Source organism: Marinomonas transparens (genome assembly GCF_016463975.1).
GTDB lineage: Bacteria > Pseudomonadota > Gammaproteobacteria > Pseudomonadales > Marinomonadaceae > Marinomonas > Marinomonas transparens.
In genome coordinates this window covers 154,717-169,636 of record NZ_JAEMNX010000006.1, presented here as the reverse complement: position 1 = coordinate 169,636, position 14,920 = coordinate 154,717, and the positions used below count along the sequence as shown (strand labels likewise).

At 43.8% G+C, this 14,920-nt stretch carries 16 protein-coding genes; 8 read left to right on the top strand and 8 right to left on the bottom strand.

The window, feature by feature from the left end:
• Positions 1-2 precede the first annotated feature (2 nt).
• The 4 genes from I8J31_RS07995 to I8J31_RS07980 all read right to left on the bottom strand — a co-directional run bounded on the left by I8J31_RS07995 (position 3) and on the right by I8J31_RS07980 (position 4,679).
• Positions 3-329 carry a YbaB/EbfC family nucleoid-associated protein gene (locus I8J31_RS07995; protein ID WP_199467750.1) on the bottom strand — a complete coding sequence of 109 codons (327 nt, stop codon included), beginning with the start codon at positions 327-329 and terminating at the stop codon, positions 3-5.
• A 13-nt stretch (positions 330-342) separates the two neighbouring features.
• Complete coding sequence (gene dnaX / locus I8J31_RS07990) at positions 343-2,586, bottom strand: DNA polymerase III subunit gamma/tau (RefSeq protein WP_199467749.1); 2,244 nt, start codon at positions 2,584-2,586, stop codon at positions 343-345.
• Positions 2,587-2,760: 174 nt separating this feature from the next.
• Positions 2,761-3,756, bottom strand: a complete 996-nt coding sequence (trhO, locus tag I8J31_RS07985) for an oxygen-dependent tRNA uridine(34) hydroxylase TrhO (protein WP_199467748.1) — start codon at positions 3,754-3,756, stop codon at positions 2,761-2,763.
• A gap of 227 nt (positions 3,757-3,983) precedes the next feature.
• Entirely contained in the window at positions 3,984-4,679 is a 696-nt protein-coding gene (locus tag I8J31_RS07980) for a 2OG-Fe(II) oxygenase (RefSeq protein ID WP_199467747.1), read from the bottom strand.
• A gap of 88 nt (positions 4,680-4,767) precedes the next feature.
• On the opposite strand from I8J31_RS07980, the gene radD reads away from it, so the two are divergent.
• A complete protein-coding gene (gene radD / locus I8J31_RS07975) occupies positions 4,768-6,525 on the top strand; it encodes a DNA repair helicase RadD (RefSeq protein ID WP_199467746.1) in 1,758 nt (585 codons plus the stop codon).
• Positions 6,526-6,537: 12 nt separating this feature from the next.
• Here the strand turns inward: radD and I8J31_RS07970 are convergent, their stop codons facing one another.
• Together I8J31_RS07970 and I8J31_RS07965 are read right to left on the bottom strand one after the other, a co-directional pair.
• Positions 6,538-7,125 (bottom strand): TetR/AcrR family transcriptional regulator, encoded by a 588-nt coding sequence (locus I8J31_RS07970; protein WP_199467745.1) that lies wholly within the window; start codon positions 7,123-7,125, stop codon positions 6,538-6,540.
• Positions 7,126-7,190: 65 nt separating this feature from the next.
• The gene (locus tag I8J31_RS07965) at positions 7,191-7,955 is read right to left on the bottom strand and encodes a DUF1499 domain-containing protein (protein ID WP_199467744.1); all 765 of its coding nucleotides are present in this window, start codon (positions 7,953-7,955) and stop codon (positions 7,191-7,193) included.
• 257 nt (positions 7,956-8,212) lie between these two features.
• Here I8J31_RS07965 and I8J31_RS07960 point away from each other — a divergent pair, with 257 nt between their 5' ends.
• Positions 8,213-8,923, top strand: coding sequence for a tRNA-uridine aminocarboxypropyltransferase (locus I8J31_RS07960; RefSeq protein ID WP_199467743.1), 711 nt, complete (start codon positions 8,213-8,215; stop codon positions 8,921-8,923).
• A gap of 20 nt (positions 8,924-8,943) precedes the next feature.
• Here the strand turns inward: I8J31_RS07960 and I8J31_RS07955 are convergent, their stop codons facing one another.
• Complete coding sequence (locus tag I8J31_RS07955; protein ID WP_199467742.1) at positions 8,944-9,420, bottom strand: DUF2947 family protein; 477 nt, start codon at positions 9,418-9,420, stop codon at positions 8,944-8,946.
• A 143-nt stretch (positions 9,421-9,563) separates the two neighbouring features.
• Here I8J31_RS07955 and I8J31_RS07950 point away from each other — a divergent pair, with 143 nt between their 5' ends.
• Together I8J31_RS07950 and I8J31_RS07945 are read left to right on the top strand one after the other, a co-directional pair.
• The gene (locus tag I8J31_RS07950; protein ID WP_199467741.1) at positions 9,564-9,752 is read left to right on the top strand and encodes a hypothetical protein; all 189 of its coding nucleotides are present in this window, start codon (positions 9,564-9,566) and stop codon (positions 9,750-9,752) included.
• A gap of 186 nt (positions 9,753-9,938) precedes the next feature.
• Positions 9,939-10,586 (top strand): HAD family hydrolase, encoded by a 648-nt coding sequence (locus tag I8J31_RS07945; protein ID WP_199467740.1) that lies wholly within the window; start codon positions 9,939-9,941, stop codon positions 10,584-10,586.
• A gap of 167 nt (positions 10,587-10,753) precedes the next feature.
• On the opposite strand, the gene I8J31_RS07940 is transcribed toward I8J31_RS07945, so the two are convergent.
• Positions 10,754-11,782 (bottom strand): nucleoid-associated protein, encoded by a 1,029-nt coding sequence (locus tag I8J31_RS07940; protein ID WP_199467739.1) that lies wholly within the window; start codon positions 11,780-11,782, stop codon positions 10,754-10,756.
• Positions 11,783-11,867: 85 nt separating this feature from the next.
• On the opposite strand from I8J31_RS07940, the gene I8J31_RS07935 reads away from it, so the two are divergent.
• From I8J31_RS07935 to I8J31_RS07920, 4 genes are all read left to right on the top strand, one after another.
• On the top strand, positions 11,868-12,182 hold the full coding sequence (locus I8J31_RS07935) for a hypothetical protein (RefSeq protein WP_199467738.1): 315 nt from the start codon (positions 11,868-11,870) through the stop codon (positions 12,180-12,182).
• A gap of 173 nt (positions 12,183-12,355) precedes the next feature.
• Positions 12,356-12,778 (top strand): VOC family protein, encoded by a 423-nt coding sequence (locus I8J31_RS07930; protein WP_199467737.1) that lies wholly within the window; start codon positions 12,356-12,358, stop codon positions 12,776-12,778.
• 153 nt (positions 12,779-12,931) lie between these two features.
• Positions 12,932-13,561, top strand: a complete 630-nt coding sequence (locus tag I8J31_RS07925; RefSeq protein ID WP_199467736.1) for an OmpA family protein — start codon at positions 12,932-12,934, stop codon at positions 13,559-13,561.
• A 150-nt stretch (positions 13,562-13,711) separates the two neighbouring features.
• The gene (locus I8J31_RS07920; RefSeq protein ID WP_199467735.1) at positions 13,712-14,674 is read left to right on the top strand and encodes an MBL fold metallo-hydrolase; all 963 of its coding nucleotides are present in this window, start codon (positions 13,712-13,714) and stop codon (positions 14,672-14,674) included.
• Positions 14,675-14,920 lie beyond the last annotated feature (246 nt).

The following is a 14,920-nucleotide window of genomic DNA, read 5'->3' as shown; positions in this document are numbered from 1 at the left end:
TCCTAGAAAGGCATTTTAAAGCCAGGTGGTAAAGACATGCCTGCCGTTGCAGCGTCCATTTTTGCTTTCTGATCCACTTCAATTTTACGCACCGCATCGTTAACCGCAGCAGCAATTAGGTCTTCTAACATTTCTTTGTCATCAGAAAACAAGGAATCATCAATAGAAACCCGTTTCACATCATGGCGTCCGGTCATGACAATTTTAACCAAGCCAGCACCGGATTGGCCTTCTACTTCCATGTTAGCGACTTCTTCCTGCGCCTTTTGCATGTTTTCTTGCATCTGCTGCGCTTGGCGCATCATGTTACCCATACCACCTTTAAACATAACTCTCTCCCATTTAGGCTTTTACTTTAACGCTATCGTAAACCAGCTGTGCGCCCATCGTTGCCGACAACGCCTGCACAACCGGATGTGAATTCAAATGATCTATCGCCACCTGTAAGGCTTCAGCCCGTTTACTGGCAGCAAATTCTTCTGCTGTTACACCACTGGTGTCTTCCACTGTATCAATAATCAAGGGCACGGGCATGGTGAAAAAATCACTCAACGCCCCTTGTATTTGCTCGTAGCGTGTTTGGTTGAGCATGTGCCCATATTCTAACGGCACTTCTAACCTAAGCCCTTGCTCACTGGCATCCACCAGACTTGAGTTCATCAGAATATTTTGCACCAAACCCGTTAATGGCAAACGCGGTGCCACCAACCACCACAGCTTCATGGTTAACTCATTAAAATGATTAAGCTCTGGCAGCGGCATGGCTAACGCAGGTTGCGCTATGGTATCTGGTGCTTTCGGTGTGGTAACTGTGTCTGTTTCTTGGACTTGTTCCACTTCTTCGTCGTCAGATTCAGCACTTAACGCGCTGACCAAATCTGCTGCTGGATTAAATGGATCCATCACATCTGTGATAGCTCGCTCTTCCGCCTCTTCTTCATCTTCATCTTGAGGCTCTTCTGGAAACTCAGGCTCAGCAGCAACAAACGCGGCATGGACTTCTGCAGGCCCTACCTCTTCAATCGCACTGTCTTCAACTGTGTCTGGCTCAGTGCTTTCAACCAATTCCTGTGTTGTTTCAATATTAGCAGCGGCCTGTTCAACCACCTCTCTCTCAGTCACTTTCTTTTCGACCTGTTGCTCAGCCACTTCTGTTATTGGATTTTCTTCGGTAGATGGCTCAGAGGATAACTCAACGGAAGACTCTACCGACGTCGTTTGTGCTTCTTCCCACGGTGGACGTTCAGCGTCAGACAAGGCTAGCGGAGCGACTTCTTCAAGACTTGATGCTTGTTCTTTTTCAATAGCCCGCTGTTCTTTTGTACTCACTGCCTCTTCTAACGGCTTAATGGCTGCAGATTCCGTAACCTCAACTATTGGTGTTTTTTTTTCTGTCGATGCGTCTAACGGCGAGCTTTCATCGGCTTCGACATAGCTCTGGGTATTCGTTTCACTGGCGGCAATAGTCGGCGGAGCATCGTAGCTCACTGTCATTGGCGGTGTCGGACGAAAGGCAATCAGCCTAAGCATCAACATTTCAAAACCTGAACGGGCGGAATGGGCCAGAGGCAAGTCACGGCGACCAATCAACAAACTTTGATACATGAGTTGAATTTCTTCTGCGCTGACATTCGCAGCAATGGCTTGAATCCGCGCCAAATCACCCAATTGATCCGTTAAAGCCCCCGGTACCTGTTGCTCTATCGCGATGCGATGCAAGGTGTCCAATAAGCTACCGCAAATCGCAGTAAAGTCTGGCTGATAATCCGCTAAGCTTTCAATTTTACTAAGGACTTGGGCGGCATGTTTAGCCGCAACACATTCTAATAAATCCAAAACCTGTGCTTGATTCACCAAGCCCAACATGGAAGTTACGCCAGTTTCCGAAATCGTACCATTGCCAAAAGCAATCGCCTGATCCGTCAAACTTAAGGCATCACGCATACTGCCATTAGCCGCTTGACCAATTTGCCAAAGGGCTGGCTGATCAAAACTCACTTGTTCGCTGGTTAATACGGTTTGCAAATAGTCCACGACCCGCTGCGGCGACATATTTTTCAGATTGAATTGCAAACAACGAGATAAAACCGTGACGGGTAACTTTTGCGGGTCCGTGGTTGCCAATAAAAATTTAACGTGGGCTGGTGGTTCTTCAAGGGTTTTTAACAGAGCATTAAACGAGTGCGTGGACAACATGTGCACCTCGTCTATCAAGTACACTTTAAAGCGGCCACGAGTTGGTGCATATTGCACATTTTCCAATAATTCGCGGGTGTCTTCGACCTTGGTACGAGACGCCGCATCCACTTCAATCAAATCAACAAAGCGACCTTCAGCAATTTCTCGGCAACTGTCACAACGACCGCAAGGCTCAGGAGAAATACCATTGGTTTCACAGTTTAAGCACTTAGCAAAGATACGCGCTATGGTGGTTTTACCGACACCACGCGTTCCTGTGAACAAATAAGCATGATGCAAACGTTGTTGGCGTAGCGCATTGACGAGCGCTTGTAAGACATGGTCTTGCCCAGCCATTTCAAGGAACGTCTGTGGGCGCCATTTACGTGCTAAAACTTGATAACTCATGATGGATACTGGCTAATAAAAAGCGATTTTTTATTGTACGGTAGTCCGAACCATTTCGAAACCACTCTTAGTAAACTCAGGGAAGGATAAGCAGATGAAATAGCAAAAAACTTCACTATAAAGATCAATAGCTTGGATTTCGCTCAACCGCAGGCCAAGCGAAATCCCGCAGGTTTAATTTGCGCGTGCTTCACGAATTTTACGTTGACGCTCTTTTTCCAGTGCTTTTTCTAAACGGTGCTTCTCTACCGCGTCTAATACTTCCGCGCCAATATGCTCTTCGCCACGGGAGCGAGCCAGCTGAACCTGACGCTCACGTTCAATAAAACGCTGACGCTGTTCGTCGGTAAACTTATCGAAGCAATGCACACAACTCACACCTTGAACATAGCGCTCATCTTGCTTTTCTTGTTCTGTAATCGGCATACGACAAGCATGACATTGGTCGTATTCGCCTTTTTCTAAATCGTGGTTTACTGAGACACGATTATCAAAAACAAAACACTCACCTTCCCACAGGGTTTCTTCTTTTGGCACTTCTTCCAAGTACTTCAAGATACCGCCTTCAAGGTGGTAAACCTCGTCGAAGCCCTGCTCCAACATATAGGCAGTGGATTTTTCACAACGAATGCCGCCCGTACAAAACATAGCGACTTTTTTATGCTTCGCTGGGTCCATATTTTCTTTTACATAAGCGGGAAATTCACGGAAAGTATCGGTTTTAGGGTTGACCGCATTTTTGAAAGTACCGATTTGCACTTCGTAATCATTACGCGTATCCACCAAAATAACATCCGGATCAGAAATCAAATCATTCCATTCGTTCGGCTTAACATAAGTGCCCACCACACGCTTTGGATCGATTCCTTCCACCCCCATGGTGACAATTTCTTTTTTCAATTTGACCTTGGTGCGATAGAAGGGCATATCGTCGTCATAAGACTCTTTAGAAACAATATTGTCTAAACCAGGCTGTTTATCCAGCCATGCTAATAAAGCATCAATACCTTCACGAGACCCAGCAACGGTGCCGTTAATTCCTTCGCTTGCGAGCAAGAGGGTACCGCGAATTCCATTCTCTTCTAAGGTCTTTTGCAGTGGCTCTCGGATGGATTCAAAGTGAGGCAGTTCAACAAATTTATACAGGGCACACACAACAACTTTTGACATTTCTATCTCCTATGCGATCTGGAACGTAAAACCAGAGCAATTAAACAAGGCGCGCATTATAGAGAATATAGGAAGCATTTTCGAGGCCATTCCAACAAAAACCACACAAAAAATACAGGATTAACTTAAGGAAGGTGTTAACAAACCCTCTTGCCTCAACAATTACTCCTGCATTGCCTTAATAGCCTATATCCATGTAGGCATTCGGGCCTTCCTTAACATCCAGTCTATTGATCAGGATCGAGACTTTTGCCTGTCGTACTATTCATCCTGAACCAGCCAGCAATACTATGCCGCGTTCGATGTGCAACTTTGACTTCATGATAAAAACATTCACTCAAAAACACCGCCAACCGCCCTTTTTTAGGGAGGAAACGCCCTATCTCGATGTCTGGATTAAGCTCATCATAAATCACCAGTTCACCGCCATCGCCGTCTTGCCAATCTTCATTCAGATACAAAATCGTCGATAAAATACGACTCCCTTGCCCTTTAAAAGCATCGATATGCTTGTCGTAAAACGCCCCTTCATCATAGCGTGCAAAATGAGACTCATAATCAAACAAACCCAAAAATAAGCGGCGATTCAAAGCCACCCGTAAATCCTCCATGGCGTTCAGAAAGTCCTTCCGAATCGCAGCATCGTCCGGATCAATCCATTGGATATGATCGCGACGTACATCTAAAAGCACACGATGATCTTGCTTACGCCCTACACCAGCTTGCAACATATAATCAGTTTGGATGCGTGCGGCCTCTATCATGAGCTCCGTTGTAAAATCCTCAGAGAAAAAGTTATCCTGAACACTCCAGCCTTTCACTTGCAAATCCTCTAACAATTGAGAGAAAGGCTCTCTGTGACGAAAAGCAGGAACAGAATTTTCAATATAGGAATCGCGAGTAGATGGACTTTCGGCAGACATAGATAGATTAATCACGTGTAACAAGGCAAAATTACCAAGCACTATCATACGATAGCGAGATCACCAACACACCAAGATTTAAACACCCATGAGCCAACCTTTCATTTTACGCGACTATCAAAGCCAAGCCGTCGACGCTTCCCTTGAACACTTTCGCAACTCGGATAACCCAGCACTTATCGTATTGCCAACCGGCGCAGGGAAAAGTCTGGTGATTGCCGAATTAAGTCGTTTGGCCAAAGGTAGAGTGATTTGCTTGGCCCACGTCAAAGAACTGGTTGAGCAAAACCATGCCAAATTTCTCGCGACGGGGTCACAGGCAGGTATCTTCTCGGCAGGACTCAAACAAAAAACCAGCTCGGCAAAAATCACCTTTGCGAGCATTCAATCGATTTCCGCTAATCTAGACGCTTTTAATGAGCCAGCTAGCCTAATCATTATCGACGAATGTCACCGAGTCGGCATGGAAGAAAGCGGTCAATACCAACAAACCATCGACCATTTTCGATCCCTTAACCCTAAGGTAAAAATCCTAGGTTTAACCGCAACCCCCTATCGATTAGGCAGCGGATGGATTTATCAGCATCATTATCACGGCTATACTCGCCAATGCGAAAACCCTTTCTTTAAGAAATGCATTTTTGAATTACCATTGCAGCACATGGTGAAAAATGGCTACCTCACACCGCCGATCCATTACGACGCTGCCATCGCTCATTATGATTTTAGCTTGCTAAGCGAAAGCCTAGATGGCGAACAAGATACCGACGACATAGCGCTCAACGAACTGATCCACCAACACCCTCGCGTTACCCAAGCGGTAACAGAGCAAATACTGCAATTAAGCCAAGACCGACAAGGCGTCATGATCTTTGCCGCCACCATTGACCATGCCAAAGAAATCGTCAGCTATTTGCCAACCGACAAAACAGCGTTAATCACAGGGACAACCAAGCTCAAGCAGCGCGACGCGCTCATCTCTGCTTTCAAAGCAAAGCAAATAAAATACTTAGTCAATGTCTCTGTATTAACCACAGGCTTCGACGCCCCCCATGTGGACGTCATCGCCATCTTGCGCCCGACCCAATCCATCAGCCTATTCCAACAAATCGTTGGCCGTGGGCTGCGCTTAAGTCCGGACAAGAAAGACTGCCTCGTGTTGGATTACACCAACAATGGCTACAACATTTTCCAACCTGAAATCGGTGAGAAGAAGCCCACAAAAGATTCTGTCGCGGTGCAAATACACTGTCCTGAGTGCGACTTTGCCAATACCTTCTGGGGAAGAAAAGACGCCGAAGGCAATGTCATTGAGCACTTTGGCAGACGTTGCCATGGTTTACTTGAAACACCAGGCGGAGAACAGCAATGTTCATTTCGCTTTCGCTTTAAACGCTGCCCTGTTTGTCATGAAGAAAATGATATAGCCGCAAGACAATGCCAGCATTGCGCAGCAAAACTGATCGACCCAGATGATCAGCTCAGAGGTGCCCTAAACCTAAAAAACAACAAGGTATTGCGCTGTTCGGGCATGACACCTGTCATCTCAAAAACAGATAAATCCTTAAAGATCACCTATCACGATGAAGACGGAGTGACGCTCACAGAAACCTTCCGTTTTAGCTATAAAAAATCTCGGCAAAGCTTCAATGAGGACTTTGGTCGGCGCATCGCTAACGGCAGTCACCCTATAGAATTTGATGGATTAGACGAAGTGGAAAAATTTCTGTTATACCTCCCCGCCCCAGACTTTGTCATTGCGAAAAAGCAAAAACAACACTGGCAGGTCACAGCAAAGCTATTTGATTATCAAGGCCCCTACCGCAAAGCCAATCAATTAAACTAATAGGCAGTACACTTACGCCCTATTTTTGGGGGCATTTTTATAAGACATTTCAAAGGGCAAGTTAAGCCGTGTTAGGTGACGAATCGCAGTTTGGCCCAATACACCGTTAGGGATACTCTCTAATAGCACAAACCAAAAATTTGCCACCATGTTCTCCGCGAAAATATGGGACGTTTTGTCATCCACCCCCACCTGCTTAAAACGACTTACCACACCATCAGAAAGCACCGCCACTTGCTTAGTATGAAACCCTCCTTTCGCCAAGCTATCGAATAAAACCTGCCGTGCAAATTCAGCATACTCGTCATAAAAATCAAATAAGACCTGCGCCATTTGCAAAAGATAGTCCGTAGGAGAAACACAGGCTTGCTGAGCAGAAGCCGCAGAACGTAGAGCGGTATCCATCTCATCAAAGAAAATATCTTTTACTAAGGACAATTTATCAGGGAAGTGAACAAACAAGGTACCAACCGCAATACCCGCTTGATCGCTCAAATATCGGGTGCTCGTTGCCTCAATCCCTTGTTCTAAAAAAGCACGCTTAGCAATGCTTTTAATTTTGGCTCGAGTATTGGCTTTTTGTTGCTGACGAAGGCTCACCAGAACATCCTCTAATGGTATTTATAGAGATTCTAGCCTTTCAGGATTTTGATGACGAGGAGTATTTAATAAATAGATTTGGCATTTAATTGTCGCTGCGGCGCTAGGGCTTTAGACAATTCGCTCATAAAAGTCTCAATTCGCTTTGCATTCGTTCCAAAATCACCACGACCAATTCGAGAACAAGAACGCATATCGACGCGTATTTCACCTTCAATCGTCGTGCTAATACGAATCACCACATCATCACGAAAACCAAAAATAGGTGTTCTCGCCGTCGCTTCAACAACCCCTACTTCGGGATATTGAGCCACCATGTCCCAACCATTATCTCTGATTAATGAAACAACTGCAGAATAAACAACCACCTTAGTTTCCGTAGAAAAGAGTGGTTTAACATCAGGATAATATTTTTGCTGAATCGATGCCCAAGCTGGATTATAGCTCAGGCTGTTATCACTGGAACTTCGAATAAAACCAACATTAAGATATACAGGAGGGGTAATGGTATCCGTGGTAATATCGTTAATCTCTGGAAGACCTGATTTTTGTAGGTAAAACACAACCCACATAGCGCCATACACCAAGGAAACAACCAGCACCAAGCTAAAAAACCGTTTCCCTGCGGCATTCGTTTCTTTTCGGCATATACATAAAGATAAAGCGGCCAGTATAGAAAGAACCAAGGAGGCAATCACACTCAAGGTTAAGGTAAAAAATCCAGTCAATGGTTCAAAAACACCAACACGGACACCCGCAATGGAAATAAACGCCACACATCCAACTAACATTAAAAGAACATATAACACTGGAGAGATATAACGACTCATATATTACCTATGCCACACAACAATATCTGTCACCTTAGCGCGACTCAGTAACAACTAATAGAAATATAAAGAAGGTTGGCCTTTGATTCCTTTGTATTTGCATACTTTCTGTAAAGATCCTGTCAAAACCACGGATAGAAACGTTTTTAACACATAGAAGCAACGAAAACATCACATCCAAGCCAAATTTTTATCACCTAGACATTCAATCTAAAAACACGATAATAAGCCCACCTAAAACCAAAGTCAGAAATAAAATGACAACACGCGCGCCCCATTGCGTCGATTTATTACGCAATACCTGTAAAGAAGCTTCAAGAAGACCCTTTACAGCAAGAGGCTCAAACGCCAAACGCTGTGAATTTTGTCTGATGGCAGAGTTCGCTTGTTTCTGCCACTTACGTACTCCGCAAACCTCACCAATAGAATTTATCTTACTTTTCCACCGTGACGAAATACACAAGCCCACCAATAGTGGAAGACTCATTGCCGACCTCTTCCCTAACGACACACTTGCTTACCTATGGAGTAGAACAGAACCCTCGCAAGCCCTACTTGATCACCTAAACAGAAAACAAGGCAACTGCACGCTACTTTTCCCCAATACAGAAACAGCCCAAATACAACAAAGGCCCCTAAGAGCCATACCACCAAACACACATAAACAAGGCGAAAAACACACCTTCATCATATTGGATGGCACTTGGAAACAAGCAAGTAAGATGTTTCACCAAAGCGAATGGCTAAAAGACATCCCTCACTTTGAAATAAACAACGCTGCACAACGGTCTTTTCTTGTTCGTCATTCCAGCCACGATATGCAATTCGCCACGGCAGAAGTCACCGCTTTACTGCTAGACACACTACAACACCAAGAAGAAAGCCAACATTTACTCTGTTATTACCAAACCTTCAACCAACACTGCCTCGCAAGTCGTAAGAGAGGTGGCTCTCAACAAAAGAGTTAAAAAAGAAACAAAACAACAAATTAACCCGTTCTTAATAGAAGGTTTGCCAAACCATTAGAATGAAACTGCGCGGCTTGCTTTTTCTTTTTACCCACTAAAATAGGCCCGTTATCTAAAAACAAAAAGGCTTTCCAACTGCGCTTAAAAACGCCCCAAGGCAACTCAAAAACCAATTCATTATGGCAACAAAAAAACACCGTCGTATCTTCACCCCATGCTGAAAAATGTTCAGCAAGCTCTCCGGGTAACGACATATCTTCACCATCCCAGGCTTTTTCCCAAGACACCTTAGAAATCAATAAATCAGGCTTCTTCAGCCAATCGTAATCAGAAAAATGATCCGGATGCAGATGCTCAGAACTAATATAATCACGCCATATTTGCTCCGCTCTTTGTTCGCTTAGCAAACGTATTTTCTGTAAGTCTTCTGGCTCAACCTTAGGGTCATTCCGTTTAAAAACCCAACTCTTTGAAAAACTCTCTAACGATTGGTACAAGGCAACTTCCTAAGCAAAGGTTTAATGGTGAAAAAAACTAAACTAACAAGTGAAAAAGGATCGTTTGTTCAATCGATCAGGAATCACTAGTATTTTAATTGTTGTAATAAAACAACATTTCTTAAAGCAAACAGGAGAATACTATGGACTCTCAACAACAATACGAAGCACTACTAGCAAGCTGGGGCTACGCCGATACAACGGTTGAAGATTATGCTCGCCGCCAAAAACGCGCTCGCCGTGTTGCAGCTGTTGTAGCCTTTTTCAAAAACACAGTAAAAGCGATCAAAAAAGCCAGCGCTCGTCCGCAGCAACTTGGTCAAACAAGCTAAAATCTTAGAAAAGCACAGCACTAAAAATAAAGCACAGAAAGAGCAAAGCCCACACTCATTAATGGGCATTAGTATATCGTAAATATTTTGTTGTAAGGGGAGAAAAACAATAAAACCCCCTCCCTTCCTTTCCCCTACTTAATTTCGTTATTATCCTTCCCACACCCATAACCAAAATGCCATTTTATGTTTAACTCCTATAAAGCCATTATTTTTGATTGCGATGGCGTCATCGTTGATACAGAAAACCTTGCTAACGACATAATGAAAACCATGCTCGCCAAACAAGGGTTATTCCTAGATGAGCAAACCATGCACGAAAAATTTAGCGGCTACACTTCGGAACATGGTATCAAGGCCGCTAGCCAAATGCTGGGTAAACCTTTACCCACCAGCTTCTTGGAAGAATATCGAACAGCTTTTCAAACCAAAATAGACGAACAACTCGAGCCAATTGACGGCGTGCTCAGTTTATTAGAAAAGATTAAAATCCCTATCGCTATGGCAACCAATGCTAATCGCCAAGAAATGCACTTCAAACTAAAAAAAATTGGCCTAGATGAACGCTTCTCGACTCGCTTTTGCGTTGAAGATGTCGCCCAAGGAAAACCTGCGCCAGACCTATACTTAAAAGCCGCCGCGGCATTAAAAACAAAACCACAAGACTGTTTGGTGATTGAAGATTCTATTGCAGGGATTAAAGCTGGGGTTGCCGCTGGCATGACAGTATTGGCCTACAGCGACACTATGGACCCAGCCAAACAAACTGCTGCGGGTGCCGCCGTTTGTTTTCAGTCAATGGAAAAGCTCGCCACTCTTATTAATTTAAATTAAGAACATAAATTAATAACTTGAGACCTATGCACGAAATCACGAGCGAAGCCAAAAAGAGGCAAAAACAGACGAAAAAACGGAGTTTATGGGTTATAAATGAGTATTTTAAGTCTGTTTTTAACAAAGTGTTGACGAGCACAGTAGTCGTGCAAAGGTCTCAGCTTGAATTAATTAGAGTTAGACTGCAGCTGCTTAAGTAGACTCTTTGGCAAATCCTTGATCACCAAGGTGCCAGAGTCGGCATCAAATACCACAGACTCACCAAGCAAATCACTATCAAAGCTCAAGGTTAATGCACGAGAACTGCCGGACAAGCGCGTCAACTTTTTAAGCGCCGCTTTCTCAACAAAAATCTCTTTTTCCATCTGAAAGCTGTCTGAATCGGCTATTTCTAAAAACTTATTGGCCTGTTCAACAGAAAACCGTGACTCCACTTCCGAGGCCAACGCCTTCATTTCCAATGGCTCACGCTCTTCGGCTTTCTCTTTACAATGATCAGAAATCACTTTCTTAAATTCATTCGCTTGCTTAGATGGTAAACGTTCAGACTGACAAAACGCCGAAGTCAAATCTACCAATTTACGTGTTTCTTTCGCCGCTATTTTTGGCTCGTCACAACCAATAAATTGAGTGAAATATTCGCTTTCAAACTTAGGTGCACGACCAAAACGAAACGCAATATAACGACCTTCATCTTCGGCCTGCCATGCAGTTAAGTTAATGCGCAACGCCATGTGTAACTTTTCCATCTCAATTTGCTCAACCTGAGACAAACTAAGATCTGCGCCCAAACCTATGCCCTGTTTGCGCTTTAACATCACTATATATAAAAAATGTGTATCGTGAAGCTCATAATGGTTAAACCATAGCAAGCCCCCTTGGACTTCATCGACTTGCTCCATGTAGCGCAAATACTCTGCGGCACAGTCTTTCGAAAAAGCCGCAAAGTCTGCGAAAGCATCATCTTTAAAATGCTTATGCAACAAAGCCGGGAACTGAGACCCTTCCTCACTGCCTTTTGGGTTAGAGAAACGGCCTGTATTCATACCTGAGCGGTTGAACAAATTGGTCACCTGAGCAGAAAGCGCCTCAGCCTGTCCATCCACAGGGTTCTCATTAGGACGAGCAATCAATATCGCTTTGCGCTCGCCTTCCTGTTTTTGAATCTCATGCACAATTAAGTTGCTAATAGACACCAGCTACCTCTTACGTTTATTATGGATAAAGTTTGACCGCATTCTGAGTCACGCCCTTGAGTAGAGTTAACCCCAAATAAATACCATGATAAAACCAAAAACCACCAAAAGAGACACACGAAAAGAACTTGAGTCTTTGGTAGATCAATTCATCAGGGAAAAAGGGGAAATTCAACATATTGATATGGGTGAATCCGGCTTAATTGACGGCAAGTATAACACGAGCCACATAGGCTTTGGTGAACCCAAACAAGACCGCACACCATTAAATCATGTTGTCGCCGCCATTCAGCAAAGAAAAAAACCAACACCGCCTCCTCGTCCAGCACCACGTAGACCAAAAAAGAAAATCATTTACGATGATTTTGGCGACCCTCTAAGATGGGTGTGGGAAGAGTAATAAAAGCACCCAATCGCTTCAAGTAATAGCCAACAACGAAATTCTTTTTGATACTAGAATATATATTATTTATGGTATATCTGTAAGAATAGTGGAGGCTCAATACTAGGTTGTAAGTCACCAAAAATGCTACCATCACACCCCGCTCGACAACAACATATTAGGGAAAAATTATGTCTATTCGATACCTACACGCCATGATCAGAACAGATAAACCAGAAGCAAGCCATCAGTTCTACACACAAGGATTAGACTTGATTCAAACAAGACGCATGGACAGCGAAAAAGGTCAGTTCTCTCTTATTTACTACGCCAGCGAAAAAGGTGCCCCAGAAGTAGAGCTAACTCACAACTGGGGAGACCGCAGCTATACAGGCGGAGACCAATTTGGCCACCTTGCTTTTGCCGTCGACAACATCTACACAACCTGTGAAAAGCTGCAATCCATGGGAGTCACCATATTGCGTCCACCCCGTGACGGACACATGGCCTTTGTAAAAGACCCAAACAATATCTCCATAGAATTACTGCAAACTGGAGAGTCATTGGAACCACAAGAACCTTGGGCGTCCATGGAAAATACAGGAAGCTGGTAACAGGCAATAACACAAGACCCCGGCCAGTTACATAAGATTACGATATAGCCAGTTTTCCCTCGAAAAGCTACAAAAAGCTGCTGGTTAACTTGCCCAATAAACTCTAACCTTATAAGCATTAGTTAATATAGATAAAAGGTGTTCAATAAGATTATGAACTTCATCATCAAATCCATCAGTTTATGCGCAGCGCTGCTTTTGATAAGCATGACTGCCACTGCGGAGAGCCTGTATGCCAGCAACATACAATCTCGCCTTGCTGATACAGATAAAGATGGTGTCATTGATGCTCGTGATCTTTGTAGCGATACTAAGCCAGGCGCAGCCGTTAATCATAAAGGCTGCCCGGATGAATCAACCAAACTATTATCGGTTGAACTCAATATCCTTTTTGACACGGGTAAAGCAGAAGTAAAATCCAGCTTTTACCCTGAAGTTAGAAAACTCGCTGTACTCTTAAAAGAGCATCCAAACTCATCAGCTGTGATTGAAGGTCACACAGACGACAGAGGTTCGGTTGCTGCGAACCGTTTGCTCTCACAAAAACGCGCGACCGCTATTAAAGACATTTTAGTTGATAGCTTTAGAATCAAAGCAAACCGTATAAAAAGCATAGGCTACGGTGAAGCAAGACCCATCGCTAGTAACGACACGTCTGAAGGTAGAAAAACAAACCGTCGTGTTGTTGCCGACGTCTTCGCCCAAAGTGTAACCGAGAAAAAACGTTGGACCATTTATAGCGTCGACCAAAGTCGAAACACAGCTTTGTACTCTACTAGGTAACTGCCCCCCTTTATCAGATTACTGCGTAGGAAAAAGTACAAAAAATAAAGCCAGCCACCCATAAAGTGACTGGCTTTTTTGTATAAAAGCCTTAAACATAAGAAGCGACAAGATGAATAATCACATACCCACGAAACAAGGATGAAAATTATGAAAAAGCTATCCCTTAGCATAATCTCGTTATTACTGTTTTTATCTGCTGGCTGCTCTCTTTTCACCAGTACCTCCGACAATCAAAAAACAGCAGGAAACATTGCAGGACTCAGTGTTGAAGAAATTGACAAAAGATTAAGTGAATTACCGCCTTTTCTTACCATGGGAGACTTATTTAATACCACAGTGCTTGAGCCAACACAGCTGTTTGATAATGTCTATTTTGTTGGTTATGTCAGTGTCGGTAGTTTCATTATTAAAACCACCGATGGCCTTATTTTAATTGATGCCATGTGGACACCAAATGATGCCGAAGCCGTCATCATTCCCGGCATGAAGGCATTGGGCTTAAACCCAGCAGACATTAAATACGTGGTAATCACCCACGGCCATGCCGACCACTATGGGGCCGCTAAGTATCTTGAAGAAAAATACGCCGCAAAAATATTAATCAGCAAAGCCGACTGGGACTTTATCCATAGTCCAGATGCCCCTGTACTAACAGACCCTTTTGGTAACTACTCCACCGAAATTCCATTACCTAACTCTTATATTGAAGTGAAAGATGGTCAGCAAATCCAATTAGGCAATACCAGTATTACCGCTCTACTTACTCCCGGCCATACACCAGGCAGTGTCTCATTAGTGATTCCGGTGACGGACAATGGCGTGGCTCATAACGTAGCACTCTGGGGAGGAACCGGTCTTCCAGGAACCCGTAAGAGCAATGAAGCCTACTTAGAATCGTTAAACCGCTTTGAAGAAGTAGCCAATATCGGTGGTGTTGACGCCAACATATCAACTCACCCGTTTGCGCATAATCTCATCAGCCAAATGGAAGCCTTAAAAAAGCGTCAACCGAATGAAGCTAACCCTATTATTACGGGTAACGCCGCATTCAGAGAATACGTAGATTCCGTACTAAGAAAAAATGTCACAGACAAACTCGCCACATTTTAAATTTGTTTAGAAGTGAGACGGGGAAGAGCTCAGCCCTCTTTCCTGTCTTTCACACTCTTCATGACATTGTCTAAAAAGGCATCAACAATACAATGACTCCCGCAAAATCAAACCTTTGCCTTTGTATAACGAGCCCAAGTATGAAGCTCAATCCTTCAACAGCATGGCGATGCAATAGTATTCGATAATGGACCCAGCTCAATTCTAGACGCATAGCTTCTCGAATTGGAAAAGTCCGATACATGC